The sequence below is a fragment of the Blautia sp. HA9023 genome (genome assembly GCF_056504095.1).
Genome location: NZ_JBWLUR010000006.1, coordinates 1087787 through 1102500, shown reverse-complemented (window position 1 = coordinate 1102500; position 14714 = coordinate 1087787). Strand labels below are relative to the sequence as shown.

14 protein-coding genes (1 of these 14 cut by a window edge) are annotated in these 14714 nt (G+C 45.5%); 2 read left to right on the top strand and 12 right to left on the bottom strand.

Features of this window, described 5'->3' with window-relative positions; translation table 11 throughout:
- The 3 genes from AC04Q6_RS09175 to AC04Q6_RS09165 all read right to left on the bottom strand — a co-directional run.
- Positions 1-687 carry the 5' portion of an APC family permease gene (locus AC04Q6_RS09175; protein WP_118063426.1) on the bottom strand. 720 nt of this gene lie to the left of the window's left edge, so 687 of the gene's 1407 nt are visible here — the first part of the coding sequence; the start codon lies at positions 685-687; the stop codon falls past the left edge of the window.
- 166 nt (positions 688-853) lie between these two features.
- A complete protein-coding gene (locus AC04Q6_RS09170; protein WP_021977944.1) occupies positions 854-1198 on the bottom strand; it encodes a P-II family nitrogen regulator in 345 nt (114 codons plus the stop codon).
- 163 nt (positions 1199-1361) lie between these two features.
- Complete coding sequence (locus AC04Q6_RS09165) at positions 1362-2732, bottom strand: putrescine aminotransferase (RefSeq protein WP_118063424.1); 1371 nt, start codon at positions 2730-2732, stop codon at positions 1362-1364.
- 424 nt (positions 2733-3156) lie between these two features.
- Between AC04Q6_RS09165 and AC04Q6_RS09160 the strand changes: the two genes are divergently transcribed.
- Together AC04Q6_RS09160 and AC04Q6_RS09155 are read left to right on the top strand one after the other, a co-directional pair.
- Entirely contained in the window at positions 3157-3576 is a 420-nt protein-coding gene (locus AC04Q6_RS09160) for a PPC domain-containing DNA-binding protein (protein WP_021976181.1), read from the top strand.
- 268 nt (positions 3577-3844) lie between these two features.
- Complete coding sequence (locus AC04Q6_RS09155) at positions 3845-4924, top strand: NAD(P)H-dependent flavin oxidoreductase (protein ID WP_303005906.1); 1080 nt, start codon at positions 3845-3847, stop codon at positions 4922-4924.
- 87 nt (positions 4925-5011) lie between these two features.
- Here the strand turns inward: AC04Q6_RS09155 and queF are convergent, their stop codons facing one another.
- The 9 genes from queF to AC04Q6_RS09110 all read right to left on the bottom strand — a co-directional run bounded on the left by queF (position 5012) and on the right by AC04Q6_RS09110 (position 14640).
- Positions 5012-5506 (bottom strand): preQ(1) synthase, encoded by a 495-nt coding sequence (gene queF, locus AC04Q6_RS09150; protein ID WP_021652909.1) that lies wholly within the window; start codon positions 5504-5506, stop codon positions 5012-5014.
- A gap of 42 nt (positions 5507-5548) precedes the next feature.
- Positions 5549-6265 carry a 7-cyano-7-deazaguanine synthase QueC gene (gene queC, locus AC04Q6_RS09145; protein WP_278278422.1) on the bottom strand — a complete coding sequence of 239 codons (717 nt, stop codon included), beginning with the start codon at positions 6263-6265 and terminating at the stop codon, positions 5549-5551.
- Positions 6266-6284: 19 nt separating this feature from the next.
- Entirely contained in the window at positions 6285-6953 is a 669-nt protein-coding gene (gene queE / locus AC04Q6_RS09140) for a putative 7-carboxy-7-deazaguanine synthase QueE (RefSeq protein ID WP_021976185.1), read from the bottom strand.
- Complete coding sequence (gene queD / locus AC04Q6_RS09135) at positions 6950-7399, bottom strand: 6-carboxytetrahydropterin synthase QueD (RefSeq protein WP_021976186.1); 450 nt, start codon at positions 7397-7399, stop codon at positions 6950-6952. The genes queE and queD overlap by 4 nt, the downstream gene beginning before the upstream one ends.
- Before the next feature lie 338 nt (positions 7400-7737).
- Positions 7738-9393: a YecA family protein gene (locus tag AC04Q6_RS09130; RefSeq protein ID WP_059086408.1), complete on the bottom strand. Its 1656-nt coding sequence runs from the start codon at positions 9391-9393 to the stop codon at positions 7738-7740.
- 122 nt (positions 9394-9515) lie between these two features.
- Positions 9516-11039, bottom strand: a complete 1524-nt coding sequence (locus AC04Q6_RS09125; RefSeq protein WP_021976188.1) for a glycoside hydrolase family 32 protein — start codon at positions 11037-11039, stop codon at positions 9516-9518.
- Positions 11040-11091: 52 nt separating this feature from the next.
- The gene (locus AC04Q6_RS09120) at positions 11092-12723 is read right to left on the bottom strand and encodes a type 2 periplasmic-binding domain-containing protein (RefSeq protein WP_412667932.1); all 1632 of its coding nucleotides are present in this window, start codon (positions 12721-12723) and stop codon (positions 11092-11094) included.
- A 70-nt stretch (positions 12724-12793) separates the two neighbouring features.
- Entirely contained in the window at positions 12794-13690 is an 897-nt protein-coding gene (locus AC04Q6_RS09115) for a carbohydrate ABC transporter permease (RefSeq protein ID WP_015526648.1), read from the bottom strand.
- An 11-nt stretch (positions 13691-13701) separates the two neighbouring features.
- Positions 13702-14640, bottom strand: coding sequence for an ABC transporter permease (locus AC04Q6_RS09110; protein ID WP_015526649.1), 939 nt, complete (start codon positions 14638-14640; stop codon positions 13702-13704).
- Between the last annotated feature and the right edge of the window lie 74 nt (positions 14641-14714).

The following is a 14714-nucleotide window of genomic DNA, read 5'->3' as shown; positions in this document are numbered from 1 at the left end:
CGCAAGACCAATGATCATACCAAGAGGAACATTCCTCTTCGCATTCTTAACACTCTTGGAAACCGGAATCACATACTCCGCCCCGATAAACAGCCAGAATGCTGTAGCCGTAGCAGAAAACAGCTCCGAAGGCTTCGTAGCCATAGCATACGGCTGAGAAACCACCTGTCCCGTACCCAGCTTAAACATACCGATCAGTCCCATAATGATCATAGAACCAACCAAAAGAAACGCAACCAGATCCTGGATCTTGGCAAACATATCCACGCCACGAAGGTTCGCGATCATGATCACGATCGTCATTACCAACGTATACGCAATGCTGGGAATCGGTAGCTTGATCGTCTGCGCCATCGCATAGGAAAAAATCGAAGCCTCCACACCAGATGACAGAATATTACAGAGCAGATACCCACCAACCATGGAGATCAATGTAGGAAAAGGCCCAAGGCACGCCAGAGTATACTGTGCCAGACCACCCGTCGTATTCGGCATAATCGCATTCAGCTCCGAAAGTGAAGCCACAGTAGTCATATTCAAAAGGCAGGCAATAATCATAGAAAAAATGAACACAACGCCAACTGTACCTGCACCCTGTCCAAGAGAAACCAGACAGCTTGTAGCAATGACCAGCCCTACTGATATAGATACAACACTCCCCAATCCTAATTTCTTATCTTCACTCATAATCCCAGGCACCTCCCCATAATGAAATGGACATTTGCATTATGCAAACCAAATATAAGTCATAAAAAATATCCAACACAAAAACAGGCGAGGTTCCGCTTTATCCGCGGACACCCTCGCCTGCTCTATAATACAGACCATCATTCCATGATCCGCAATCCATCATCTATAAAGCATCTGCCCCTTCATCACCAGTACGCACGCGGATCACATTGTCGATATCATAGATAAAAATCTTACCATCACCGATATGACCGGTATAAAGCTCGTGTTTGATCACATCCACGATCTTATCCACCTGCTCCTTTTTTACCACAACACTGATCTGCTGCTTCGGAAGAAGCTCCATCTCATAGTTTTCATCCACTTCGTACTCACGGGTACCTTTTTCCACGCCACAGCCAAGCACCTGCATAACCGTCATACCCCTGACACCGGCTTTGCTGAGCGCAGACTTCAGGCTGGAAAATTTCGCAAGGCTTGTGATAACTTCAATTCTGCATAAACTCATCTTATAATATCATCCCTTTCGGAAAAATCTCCGAAAAGGCATCATCTCAGTTAAACCGATGCCTTCCCGTACAGAAACATTCTGGCAAATCTCTGCCCACTGCTTATTGCCTTCACAATCCCGCAGGGGACTTACTTAATTCAGTAAAAAATCCCTCTGTCTTTTATACATTAAGTGCTTTCTTTGTATCGGCAAGAGCCTCATCCATTCTGGAGATAACGTCCTTGATATCCTGCTCGGAAATAACAGCTGTAGGCTCGAAACGGATTGTTTTTGCATTAACAAGAGTACCGGCTGTCATGACACGTCTTGCAAACAGACCTTTTGCAGTCTCATAGCCAAGTTCGCAGGTATGGAACTCAACGGCAAGCATAAGACCTGTACCACGAACCTCCTGAATGATCTCCGGATATTTTTCCGCAAGACTCTGAAGTCCAGCTTTCAGGATCTCACCTTTCCGTTTGCAGACACCCGGGATATCATTTTCAAGCATATATTTGATCGTTGCGATAGCTGCCGCACAGCATACCGGGTTTCCTCCGAATGTCGGGGAGCCAAGCAGCCATGGGTTGTCGATCAGATCCTGAACCCACATCTTCGGTTTGCAGATGATACCAGTGATCGGCATGATACCACCGCCGAAAGCTTTACCATAGGTCATGATATCCGGTGTAACACCCTCTGCTTCACATCTCCACATTGTACCGGTACGGCCCATACCAGTCTGGATCTCGTCAAAGATCAGTGCTACGCCTGTCTCATCGCAGATCTCACGAACCTCCTGAAGGTATCCTGCCGGAGGAACGATAACACCAGCTTCACCCTGAATCGGCTCAAGGATCACACCGGCAACCTTCTCACCAACAGCCTGAAGGTTCTTGATCGCTTTTCTTACATCATCTGCAACACCGTACTGTACGTGCTGTACCTGCTGTACCATTGGGATATAAGGAGTACGGTATGTACTCTTACCACCCATGGAGATAGCACCCATACTCTTTCCATGGAAAGCGCCGACTGTGGAGATGAACCATCTTCCGCCAGTTGCGATACGTGCAAGCTTCAGAGCCATCTCAACAGCCTCCGCACCACCATTTGTGAAAAAACAGTACTGCAGATCACCAGGAGTGATATCTGCAAGAGCTTTTGCCAGATATCCACGAAGCGGATCAAGAAGCTCCTGTGAATGAAGTGCCTGATGATCCAACTGTGCTTTAACAGTTTTCAGGATCTCCGGATTTCTGTGGCCACAGGTATAAATACCAAATCCACCAAGACAGTCGATGAATTTTTCTCCATTTAATCCGTAGCAGTAAGCACCTTCATCCTGCCACTCAAGAACCGCACCCTGCTCAGAGTCAGAAGAAACGGATTTACGGTATTTCAGCCAGCCCGGGCTTACGTAGTTGTCAAAATGATCGATGGTATCTGCCACCATCTGTTTTTTCTCCTCAGCAGGAATATCTTTCATATCTGTATTGATCAGTCCGATCACTCTGTCAAGATCTTTGATTACCTGTTCACTCTTTGCCATAATACATGCCCTCTCTTTCTGAAAATCATCCCGCGATCTGCATCTGCATCCTGCGTTCATTCAGGTAAAAAAACAGGCACATTCGCTGTATTTCTACAACAAATGCGCCTTTGCATTTCGTTTAATTGTTTTTTGAATTGCTTATATTGTACCCCGGTCAGCCAATGTGTACAATTCTTAATTTCTGGCTGTTTATGATTAGTTTCTGGTAGATATACTTATTTTCAAGTATGTCTCTTCTCAGTTTTTCTCGAAATTATCTGCAATATACTCTACGAAAAAATTGGACAGGGCATGATGCAGTAATTTCCGGAAGTGCTGTAATCTGATCAATGTAACTATTGAATAAAAACAGGAATGTATTATACTGGAATCATACTCAGACAATAGGAAAATCAAAAAATTTACAGGGAGGTTTTTTATCATGGAATACAGACATTTTGGAAACACGATCTATCTTCGACTTGATCCGAAGGAAGAGATCCTGGAGGAGATCGGCAAGGTTGCAGAGAAAGAGAACATCCGCCTTGCACAGGTCACAGGCCTTGGCGCCATCAATGATTTCACTGCTGGCGTATACAACACCGTAACAAAGGAATACCACTCTATTCAGTTTCAGGGAGCTTATGAGATTGTTTCTCTTACCGGTACCGTTACCCGTAAAGACGGCGAAGTTTATCTTCATCTCCACATCGCAGCCGGTGACGAAGAAGGCCTTGTACACGGCGGTCATCTGAACCGTGCCATCATCAGTGCTACCGCCGAGATCCAGATCCAGGTGATCGACGGAGAGATCGGTCGTGAGTTCAGCGAGGATATCGGACTGAATCTGTTTAAGTTCTGATTTTGTCAGAGGGATTTCGACCACTGTCTACTGCTTTACAGTTTAAAATTTCATCACACATAAAAAGGGTGAAACTACTCAGCATAATGCTGTCAGCTCACCCTTTTCTTATTCCGAAAAGCTATACCGACAAATCATCACATCTCCCTGATTCAACCTTCCTACATATACATTGACAAATTTCCCTGTTATGATATACTTTGATGATAAAACTATTTTATATTAAAATCATTTAAAGAACGCAAATGAATGTGAGGATCTGATCATTATGAAGAATTTTAAAATCGGTGATAAACTTACAAGATTTCCCCTGATCCAGGGTGGAATGGGCGTTGGCATCAGCCTTGGCCGTCTGGCAGGCACCGTTGCAAAGGAAGGCGGGATCGGAATCATTTCCACCGCTCAGATCGGCTACCGGGAAAAGGATTTCGACCGGAATACCGAAGAAGCCAACCAGCGGGCTATCCTGTCCGAGATGAAAAAAGCACGCAGGATTTCTCCTGACGGTATCATCGGCTACAACATCATGGTTGCACTGAAGGAGTACGCATCTCATGTAAAAGCCGCTGTCCATGCCGGCGCTGACCTGATCATCTCCGGTGCAGGACTTCCTACAGAGCTCCCTGCTCTTGTCAGCGGAAGCAAAACAAAGATCGCCCCCATTGTCTCAACGGACAAATCTGCAAAGGTTATCCTGAAATACTGGGAAAGAAAGTACAAGCGCACTGCAGACCTTGTGGTGATCGAAGGTCCCCAGGCAGGCGGTCATCTGGGCTTCCACAAGGAAGAGCTGGATTCCTATACACCGGAAGCCTACGACAATGAGATCCGAAAGATCGTCCAGACTGTAAAAAGCTATGCCGCAAAATTCGGCACGGAAATCCCTGTAGTAGCTGCCGGCGGCATCGCCACGCACGAGGATGTAAAGCATGTCCTTGATCTTGGTGTGGACGGCGTTCAGGTCGCCACCCGTTTTATCCCAACGGAAGAATGTGACGCAGACATCCGGCTGAAAGAATCCCTGATCCACGCCGCAAAGGACGACATTGCCATTGTAAAAAGTCCGGTAGGTATGCCGGGACGTGCCATTATGAACTCCTTCATGCAGCACGTCATGGCCGGTGAAAAAATCCCGCACAGTCCCTGCCACCGCTGCCTTGCCAAATGTTCTCCCGGCGAGATCCCTTACTGCATTACAGACAAGCTGATCGCCGCCGTAAAGGGCGACGTGGAAAACGGCCTGCTGTTCTGCGGAGCAAAGGCTTATATGGCAGATAAGATCGAAACCGTGCACGATGTGATCGCTGATCTGTTTGGCACAGAATCGGAGTGCATCCGGCTGTCATAAAGATAAACCTGCGCGGTCAGGCACACCTAAACAAAAAGCCCCTGCTTTCATTGCTTTTCGCAGTGAAAACAGGGACTTTTTGTTTTTCTACCGGTTATCGATCTTTTCAGGGTACATGTCATGCTCTGTCAGACGTTTCCAGGCAATCTCCTCCCATCTGGTTCCGGTCTTTCCGTAATTGCAGTATGGATCAATGGAAATGCCGCCTCTCGGCGTAAATTTTCCCCAGACCTCAATGTATTTCGGGTCCATAAGCCGGATCAGATCCTTCATAATGATGTTCACGCAATCCTCATGAAAATCTCCGTGATTGCGGAAGCTGAAAAGGTACAGCTTCAGAGATTTGCTCTCCACCATTTTTTCACCGGGTACGTAGGATATCGTGATCGTTGCAAAATCCGGCTGTCCGGTAATGGGACAAAGGCTTGTAAATTCCGGGCAGTTAAATTTTACAAAATAATCGTTGTCCGGGTGCTTATTCAAAAATGTTTCCAGTACCTCCGGAGCATAATTGTCCGGATATTTTACTTTCTGATTTCCGAGAAGGGTGATCCCTTCTTTTTCCAGGTTTTCTCTGCTCATATTTTTTCCTTTCTATAGTCGGGCGGATATTTATGATCCGATCTATCTGTCAAGTGCCGGGTCCTTCACTCCATTGAGCCGGAATGCCTCTGCTCTGTCAATACAGGTTCCGCACACACCGCAGGGCTTTTCGCCGCCTTCGTAACAGCTCCAGGTCAGTTCATAAGGAACATTCAGCTCCAGGCCGGTTTTTACGACCTCTGCCTTTGTGTAGCTGACAAAAGGCGCCTCAACCTTCAGCTGGCCGCCGCTTCCCTGATAGATCGCCTCGTTGATCGCATTGTGAAACGCACTGCTGCAGTCCGGATATGCATTTCCGGCTGCATCATCCGCATGTGCTCCGTAATAGATCACACTGCAGTTTTTTGACAGCGCAATACTTGCTGCCGAGGAAAGAAATAATCCGTTTCGGAACGGCACATAGGTTGAAACCGGTGAGCCATCGGTTTCCTTCAGCTGCTCTGCATAGCTTTCGTGCGGGATCTCTCTGTCTGAATGCTTCAGCAGCGAGCAGTCACTGTACCGGAAGATCGGCTCCAGATCCAGATAAAGATGCTCCACTCCGTAATATTCTGCTGTTTTTCTGGCAGCCTCAATTTCTTTTGTGTGCTTCTGTCCGTAAGCTACTGTTAATGCAATTACATTCTCTTTTCCATATTTGTTTACGGCAAGCCCCAGGCAGGTGGTGGAATCCACACCGCCGCTTGCAAGTACAAGTGCTTTCATAGCGTTCTCCTTTTCTGCGGTATTTCTTGTTATATTGTGATATGTTTTCCTGTCATACTCCCCGTTTCTGCGGGTCCCAGATCACCTTATGAAGCTGGATCTGAAGCTTTACATCGTTGAGCTTTTTTTCCATAAGGAAATCCACGATCTCCACCGGCTGGATCCTGCCGAAAACAGGGCTGAAATAAACTGCCGTTTTTCCGACCAGCCTGTACTTTTCCAGGATTTCCAGAGCTTTTTCCATATCTCTGCGGCTGCTGACCACGAATTTCAGCGTATCCTCACTGCCCAGAAGCTCCAGATTGGAAAGGAGCATCTCTTTTTCCATGCCGCTGTCCGGTGCTTTATAATCCATGGTAAAGGACGGACGTTTTTTTAATATATGATAAGGCTTCAGATCTACGCTTCCATTGGTCTCAATCTCCACCCGCCGGAATGGATCCTCCAGGATTGCCTCGATCAGCTCCTCCATGCCTTTCCGTAAAAGTGGTTCCCCGCCTGTAAGTGTCACATTTTTTACGCCTGTTTCACGGATCCAGGAAAGGATCTCTTCTTCTGTCAGCCTTTCACTCTCACATCCCGGCTCATTTGCCCAGCTGGTATCACAATAGCTGCACTGAAGATTGCAGCCCTTAAACCGGATAAAAGCGGCAAGCTCTCCTGCCCGTCTGCCCTCTCCGTTGATGCTGACAAATTTCTCTACAACCTGATAGGTACTCATAGCCATACCGCCTCCGTTTCTTCTTCCGTTTCCCGGTAAGCTGCACAGTTATTTGGTGTTTCGTAAACAACAGCTCTTTTTACAGGATAGCCCTTTTCTTCCATTTTTCTGAAAAAATATTCTGAAAAATTCTCTGCTGTAGGGCGAAAGGGAACCTTCACCAGATGAAAGCCTTCCTCATCCAGTGCTTCCAGCGTTTTCGGACGTAATGTATTTTCTTCATAGATCAGCGTGTGATCCATGGAATCTGCCAGCTCCCGAAGATCCTTTTTCAGATCTCCGAAGTCTACCAGCATCCCTCGCCCCTGACCGTTTTTCTCCAGCTTCCGGCTTTCGATCTCAATCTCCACATGCCAGCGATGACCATGGATGTTGGAACATTTGCCGGTGTAACCGGACAGAAAGTGTGCCGAATCGAAATCTGCTTCTGTTTTTAACTGATACATAAATTTTTCCTCCTTCTGGATCTGTCACACCACCCGAATATTTCCATAAATAAAAAAAGCCGGGATTCCCGGCCTTGATCCAGTTAAAGTAAAAAAAGGGCAGACCCGCCACGAGTCTGCCCTGATTCTCACATCTTCTTCAGCCCTGGTTTTATTTATAGACAGGATGGTACAAACGAACTGTCTTATATTAATTTGTATGGTATTTCCGGAGATACTGCATCAAACGATAAATCGGACCAGATCATCCGCGTTCGCTGCTCACTCATGAGCGCAGTCGCTCCGCAACGATCTATGGGAACTTTCAGCTCCGGAATTACGGTAAATTTTCTGCAGAATTATCTTCTTCCGCAGCACTTCTTATATTTCTTACCGCTTCCGCACGGACACGGATCGTTCGGGTAGATTTTTCTTGCAGATGCCGGCTGCATCGGCATTGCTGTCGGCACAAAGCTGTTCGGCATTGCAGTGTGCGGCTTGCCTGTGGCAAACGGCCATACTGCTCCTGAGATCTCATTCGGTGTGTAACCGCGGAATTCCAGCATTCTTGTGTTATTGTTTGCCTCCATGATCAGCTTTGTAAATTTCTCAAGCTGCTCATCGTTAAACTGGATCCCCTTCTGGTTCAGGTTTTCCATGATCGCTGACATTCTGCCATCCATGGAGCATTCTTTGTAAATAAAGAACAGTACCTGATCCTTCACTGCATCGGAAACCTTCATCTCATCCAGCAGGAATCTGCCCAGTCTCTGGTAAGAAGCAGATTTTGTCGGATACCCGTTTTCGGAATAATCCAGGATCTCATCTACAGACGGAATATAGAATTTCCGTCCACCCTGACGTCTCTCGATATCCTTGTAGATGTTATTGACCAGTGCGGATTTCAGGATCAGCTGATCCCCCGCAAGCTCACAGATACAGGCCTTCTCCGGAATGGTATGATACAGCTCGATGAAGCTGTCATATCCGATGTCAAAGCCTTTTCTCTGCTTAAACATCTCATATACGGTCTTTGCCGGTGCAGATACATACAGATAGCTTACCATAATAAGGCAATCCTTCAGCCAGTTTACCTGGCTGCGAAGTGTCCGGAATTCCGGTGTATTGATCTGGTCGTAAACAGCTGCAACCTCTGCCGGAACTTCTGCGTAATCATCACTGTAGGAAACAAGGTAGCCCATATCGTTCAGCCACTCTAATGTATTCCACTCATCCTCTGCAACATGGAAGCATTTTCTCTGAATAGCCGCCTCAAAAGCCAGTACTTCCTGATCGTCTGCTACGAGGAAGCTTGCTTTCATAACCTCCGGTTTAAGAACCTCTGCGGCAACCTTTGCGGCGATCTCTTCCTGCTCCATTCCCCTGCAGTGAAGTCCAAGCTCACCTGCAATGCTGAGAAGGTCTTCTTTACGATAGGACATGAGGAAATCTTTTACTGTAGGATTTCTTCTGCTGCCTGTGGCTGCCTCATCTGCTTTTGCAGCTCTGGCTGCTGCCTCTACTGCTGCTACTGTTGCAGCAATGTCTTCCGATGCTTTGGCTGTTTCCGCCTCTGTCTCAACTGCTGCAGTGCATCCCAGCTCCGGTGCCTCTGTCCAGTACGGATCATCCTCACCCTTTACTTCTTTTACAATAGAAGGAGCTTCTGCTGTTCCCTCGTCTTTCTTCTCAATATCAACTCTGTATTCCGGAGCTTCCTTATCCGCGCCATACTGACGGAAGGTAAACCATTTCTCGGAATCCATAAGCTCTGCAGTCTCTGTCTCGCCTGCATTTAATAATGTGAAATTATTCTTCGCTTCTCCGTCACCGTTCTCACGGATCTGTACTTTTTTCTGAAAAAATTCAATCTCATATAGGCTGCCTGCCGGATACTGAACCAGTTTTTCAAGCATGGCTGCCATATTTGCAAATGTAACGTCAGCCGCAACAGTACAACGTCTCCATACCGGCGGTTTCGTTCCTTTTCTTGTGATTTTTAACTGATAAAACATTCCTGTGTTCCTCTCCTGTAAATATATGCCGGATCAGGAGATACGAATAACTCCTGATCCGGCGTAAGCAACTTCCCCTATGTTATACAAAAATAGAGAAATTGTCAATATTTGAGAGGCTTCTACAACACAATATCATATTTCTCAACCTGGATCACAGCATTTCCGTCACTGTGAAACAGGATCTCATCTGCTTCCACTGGTGTTGGGATCACGGTAGTCGCAGTTTTGCTTCCATCATTGATAAAAAGCTCTATGGAGCTTCGATCCAGGATAAAACGCAGCTTCAGATTTTGTCTGTCATCTGTGATCTGGAGCTTTCTTGTACATACAACATCACGCTGCACCCCGCTCCAGGTTCTGTCGATCTCCAGTATCTGTCTTTTTCGATCATAGGTAAAGACCGTTGTATATTCTTCATTGCGTGCAAGCTCGATCCGGAACTCATTGTACACATCCAATGCTTCCTGATTTGGATTTCCGGAGTTCCTGCTTCCATCCATGATGCCATCTGCGTTCTGCAGTTCCACAGTCAGATCGATCATTCGGCCACGGACGCCTTCAAGGCTTAAGCTCTCACCCACTTTTACATTCTCATAACAGCAACGGTTTTTCCGATAATTCTCAATTTCTCGGACCGGCTTCTGCCAGATCTTTCCGTCACGATATTCCAGCTCTCTCGGAAGAGTCATCATTCCCTGCCATCTCTGCTTTTCCTTGATCACACAGCTATCCCAGGATTTCATCCAGGCGATCATCACTCTTCTTCCATCTGGAAGAAGGGTTGTCTGCGGCGCATAAAAATCAAGTCCGTAGTCCAGACTTACCGGTGCGTCTTTTTCAAATGTATGTTTTTCGCTGTCATAATCTCCCGTAAAATATAGGGAATTATGTCCATTATGAAACTCATACCCTTTTGCCCGCATATGCTGCGGAGAACAGATCAGCACATGTTTATCCCCGAGCGGAAAGAAATCGGGGCATTCCCACATAACACCGATTTCTCCTGTGGAGTTCTCCGCAAGAATTGTTTCAAATTTCCATTCTTTCAGATCTTTACTGGAAAACAGAACTACCTGTCCAGGAATTTCTTCGCTGCGGCATCCTACGAGCATATAGTATATTCCGTTATCTTCCCATATCTTCGGATCGCGGAAATCAACTCTGCTGCATTTCTCCGGAAGCATATCCCCGGTGACTATCGGATTTTTCTCTGCCTTTACATAATCTTTTCCGTCACCCCAGGCAAGGCACTGATTCTGCCGGACTTCTTCTTTTCCATCAGGCAGCTTTTCTGTTGTAACTCCTGTGTAGATCAAAGCCTGTTTTCCATCCGCTTCAATAGCACTTCCGGAAAAGCATCCCTCTCGATCATATTCCTGATCCGGTGCAAGCGCTGCAGGAAGCTGCTCCCATCTGATCATATCCTCCGTCACACTGTGGCCCCAGTGCATAGGGCCCCAGTCACGGCTGTAAGGATGATACTGGTAAAAAAGATGTACCTTTCCTTTAAAAACAGAAAATCCATTGGGATCATTGATCCAGCCAACCGGTGCAGATACATGAAAGGCCGGTTTCTCTTCCTGCGGGATATTTTTTGCTTCCTCTATTTCATAAAGACGTGCTTTTTCAAGTTTTTCACTCATACTCTGCTCTCTCTTTCTTTTTTATGTTTCTGACCGGTATCTTTTTCTGTTTTTATTTCTCTGTCTCACTAAGAGACTTCTGATACTGGTCAAAATATTTCTGTTTGATTGCCAGATAATCAGACAGTCCATACTGCTCCATCTTTTTCAGATAGGAATCCCATTCTTTATCGATGCCGCCATTCAGGATCCAGTCTGCTTTTTTCTGTTCCGCATACTTCTTGATATCTGTGTCGTACTGAGATACCTTATTGGTATCATCAATACTCATAAATACATTCGGATACACATATTTACTGTTCATATCCTTAAGATATGTTTCATGCATATTGTCGAGACGCCATTTTGCATCTGCCGGCTCTGTTACATATACATCGTAATACTCGTTAAGTATTGCCAACGGTCCGTTTACAGACTGTGCTTCACGAACCTCTACCGGAGATGCATCTCCCAGATCCATATGTTTCAGCATCTGACCACCTTCTGCATTCTCGGACATCTCAAAGATATTAAATGAATCTTTTTCCCCGTAAGTACCCCAGTTATTCTGCGGAGACTGGATCGGTGCATACATCTGATCGATCCATGCTGCTGCCAGTGCCGTATTCCGACAGCTTGTAGTCAGAACGCAACGTCCTCTGTCAAAGCCACTGGTTTCACTGTTATTCTGTCTTGTGATATTTACAAGACCATCCGGACCGGCCAGCGCCGGGAGCATTACATAATCTTCATTGTTATCAATATTTGCAATATCCCAGGTGAAACACAGACCATATCTGTGGTTCTTACCTTTTGCAACATAAGTTGACCATTCCTGGGTAAAAGCCTCCGGATCCACCAGCTTTTCTTCTACCAGCTGATGGAGCCACTGAATACCTTCTTTATAGCCTTCCTGTACAGTTGTATAAATAACGGTTCCATCATCTTTTACTGCAAAATGATCACCGGTGTCACCATATCCTTCTCCGAATCCGTTGATGAGAATTGCAGGATCCTGATCACCATTATTGATGATAAAGGACATCGGGATCACACCACCCTCAATGTTGAATTTCTTTTCCAGTTTATCTGCATTGTCGCGGAAAGCGACCAGAACCTGTTCCAGTTCCTCAGTTGTAGTCGGAACGTCCAGCTTCAGATAATCCAGCCATTTTTTATTAATGTAGGGAATATCTCCAATTGCCTGAATGGCTTCTTTCCCCGCACCAAGCTGCTCGATCCATGGGAAAGAATAAATATGTCCGTCCGGTGCTGTACACATTGTTCTGTATTCCGGGTATTTTTCAAATACAGCCTTAAGATTCGGCATGTATTTATCAATGAGATTTTCTACCGGAATAATGATTCCCTGTTTGGCATAACGAAGAAGATCATAATCACTCATCCCTGCGTTAAAAAGTCCATCCGGAAGATTTCCGAACTGTGCCAGCGCCAGATTTTTTTTATCATCAAACTGATCCGATACAAAACAGGTCCAGTCAATGTGGACATTAGTCTGCTTTTCCAGTCTTTTAAAAATCGTTCTTTCATTAGGTTCCTGTGTAGATGTTGCAGGTGCACTGGTAATAAAAGACAGCTCTGCTTTTTCTTTCAGAGGAAAGGACACATCTTCCACCGGGATATCCGGATCTGTTTCTGCTTTCATGTGTTCTTTTCCGTTTCCACATCCGGCACTGCATACCATTATAATTGCAGAAAGCCCGATTGCCAATAATGCCTTCATTCTTTTTTTCATCATTATCAACCTCCTGTCATCAGCCTTTTACAGAACCAACCATAATGCCCTGGTCAAAATATTTCTGGAAGAATGGATACATGATCAGAAGCGGTAAACTTGATACAATGATCGTAGCATATTTCAGAAGTTCCGCTACCTTTGCCATCTGTGCAGTACTCTGGATATCTGCGATCATTCCGGGCTGCGGTGTATTCTGTACAAGGATGGAACGAAGTACCAGCTGCAATGGCTGCAGTTTCGCATCATTCAAATAAATCATAGCGTCAAAATAACTGTTCCACATTCCTACAAAGGACCACAGTGCAAGCACTGCGATGATCGGTTTGCATACCGGCATCATAATCTTGAAAAAATGCTCGATTTCCGTGGCACCGTCAATGGCAGATGCCTCTCTGAGTTCCTTGGGGATAGACTGATAATAGGTTCTGGCAAGGATCATGTTCCAGACATTAAACGCACCCGGAAGCAGGATTGCCCAGATTGTATTTACCAGATGCAACTGATTGATCAGGATAAAAGTCGGGATCATTCCTCCACCGAAAAACATGGTAATGAGAAAAATAACATTGAAGAAATTTCTTCCCACAAATTCTTTCTTGGACATTGGATATGCTGCCAGCAGAGTTACCAGAACTGAAATAATGGTAAACACCAGGGAATAAAAAAATGAGTTTGCAAAGCCTCTCCAGATCATATTATTTTCAAGAACTCTGCGGTACGCATCGATCGTCCACTTCCGCACATCAAAGCTGATCCCCTGGCTGTTCAGCACATTCGGATCCATAAAGGATGCGATCACAACATATAAAAGCGGAACCAGAATGGAAAGTACAAATGCACCCAGAAGTACGTATCCGATTCCTAAAATGGCTTTGTCAGATGCCGAATATTTCTTTTTCTTTGCTTTTGCCATAACAGCACCTCCTATAATCCCTCTCCGTCATTCAGTTTCTTGACTACCCAGTTTACAAAGATCAAAAGAATTACATTGATCACTGAATTAAACAGCCCCACTGCTGTAGAATATCCATAGTCTCCATTCAGAAGACCGATTCTGTATACATAAGTAGAAAGAATCTCAGATGCAGGAAGGTTCATATCTGTCTGCAGTGCATATGCTTTTTCAAAACCAATGCTCATAATATTTCCGGCCTGAAGGATAAACTGGATCACAATGATGTTTTTAATAGCCGGAAGCTGTACATACCAGATCTGCTGCAGGATATTTGCTCCATCCACCACTGCTGCCTCTTCCAGATCCTTACTTGCATTGGCAAGTGCTGCAGTATACATAATGGATGCCCATCCGGCTGTCTGCCAGATTCCGCTGGCTATGTAAATGGTACGAAATGCTGCCGGCATAGTCATCCAGTTGGCATCGGAACCGATCAGTTTATTCAGCGGACCTACCGGTGAAAGAAACATACGAACCATACCACAGAGTACGATAACGGAAATAAAATTCGGCGCATAGATCAGAAGCTGAATTTTTTTCCTGATCCCGGCTCTCCGGATCTGATTCAGAAGAAGTGCCAGGATGATCGGAATCGGAAATCCCCACAGCAGTCCGTAAATACTCAGCTTCAAAGTGTTCACAAGATAATTCATAAAATCCGGTGATGCCAGAAATCTCCGGAAGTATTCCAGTCCTACCCATTTGCTTCCAAATACACCATCAATGACATTGTAATCCTCAAAAGCGATCAGTACGCCACCCATGGGCACGTATTTGAAGATGATCGTCAGAAGAAGTGCAGGCAGCAGAAAAAACACATACAGCTGCCAGTTCTTTTTCACATACTGAAGCTTTTCTGCAGCAGTTCTTTTTCCTGCCGGAACAGCTTTCGCAGAACCTTTTTTCATTCTCTTTTCCTCCCGTTTTTGTTCTTTCGTTCTTGTTTAGTAACCGGTAAAGTAACCGGTTACTTTATAATTTG

What these genes read in the sequence shown, in the direction of transcription:
- AC04Q6_RS09125 (WP_021976188.1), bottom strand. Translation starts at nt 11,039, where the DNA reads ATGAGTGAAAAACTTGAAAAAGCACGTCTTTATGAAATAGAGGAAGCA.
- AC04Q6_RS09170 (WP_021977944.1), bottom strand. Translation starts at nt 1,198, where the DNA reads ATGAGTTTATGCAGAATTGAAGTTATCACAAGCCTTGCGAAATTTTCC.
- AC04Q6_RS09110 (WP_015526649.1), bottom strand. Translation starts at nt 14,640, where the DNA reads ATGAAAAAAGGTTCTGCGAAAGCTGTTCCGGCAGGAAAAAGAACTGCT.
- AC04Q6_RS09120 (WP_412667932.1), bottom strand. Translation starts at nt 12,723, where the DNA reads ATGGTATGCAGTGCCGGATGTGGAAACGGAAAAGAACACATGAAAGCA.
- queD (WP_021976186.1), bottom strand. Translation starts at nt 7,399, where the DNA reads ATGTATCAGTTAAAAACAGAAGCAGATTTCGATTCGGCACACTTTCTG.
- queE (WP_021976185.1), bottom strand. Translation starts at nt 6,953, where the DNA reads ATGAGTACCTATCAGGTTGTAGAGAAATTTGTCAGCATCAACGGAGAG.
- AC04Q6_RS09160 (WP_021976181.1), top strand. Translation starts at nt 3,157, where the DNA reads ATGGAATACAGACATTTTGGAAACACGATCTATCTTCGACTTGATCCG.
- AC04Q6_RS09115 (WP_015526648.1), bottom strand. Translation starts at nt 13,690, where the DNA reads ATGGCAAAAGCAAAGAAAAAGAAATATTCGGCATCTGACAAAGCCATT.
- queF (WP_021652909.1), bottom strand. Translation starts at nt 5,506, where the DNA reads ATGAGCAGAGAAAACCTGGAAAAAGAAGGGATCACCCTTCTCGGAAAT.
- AC04Q6_RS09165 (WP_118063424.1), bottom strand. Translation starts at nt 2,732, where the DNA reads ATGGCAAAGAGTGAACAGGTAATCAAAGATCTTGACAGAGTGATCGGA.
- AC04Q6_RS09130 (WP_059086408.1), bottom strand. Translation starts at nt 9,393, where the DNA reads ATGTTTTATCAGTTAAAAATCACAAGAAAAGGAACGAAACCGCCGGTA.
- AC04Q6_RS09155 (WP_303005906.1), top strand. Translation starts at nt 3,845, where the DNA reads ATGAAGAATTTTAAAATCGGTGATAAACTTACAAGATTTCCCCTGATC.